Here is a 532-nt window from a genome sequence, read left to right on the forward strand (position 1 = left end):
GCGCCCGATTGTGGAAGATCGTTATTTAACTAAAGCCCTTGTTAGTTATACAAACAGACTTACACAATAATTGCATATTATATAAATGGTGTGACAATAAGTAATTATCTCTTACCTTTTAGTTCTAAAAGTATAGGTGTTATATTTAGTAAGATAGAAACAATTGTCAAAAACCATAATGCCTTTTCCATACCAGGTACTACATCCAATAGAGCTGACCAATCTTCCACTTTTACCCACCCAGATACAAGACTGTATTCTGAACAAAGTGTTAATGCTGTAAATGATAATCCTATCGCCATAGCAAGCTTATAATCCTTTCCTGCTACATACATATAAAGATTTATAAGAGTTGCTACTATTGCAATAATCCCTAATATTATCCACATAACTATACCTCCATATATTTTTATTTATGTCGTGTAATAATACTAATGTGCATCATTTTTTGCATTACTTTTTATTAGACATTAATACGTCTAATCTTATTTTACAGTAAATGCTCATTCCTTTTGTGATTTCTTATTGAACA

At 30.5% G+C, this 532-nt stretch carries 1 protein-coding gene; it reads right to left on the bottom strand.

Annotated elements, in window-relative coordinates; all coding sequences use genetic code 11:
* Positions 1–104: 104 nt before the first annotated feature.
* Entirely contained in the window at positions 105–389 is a 285-nt protein-coding gene (locus ACOMCU_RS28305; protein ID WP_421052319.1) for a hypothetical protein, read from the bottom strand.
* Between the last annotated feature and the right edge of the window lie 143 nt (positions 390–532).

It is taken from the genome of Lysinibacillus sp. UGB7, from assembly GCF_049058285.1.
GTDB lineage: Bacteria > Bacillota > Bacilli > Bacillales_A > Planococcaceae > Lysinibacillus > Lysinibacillus sphaericus_B.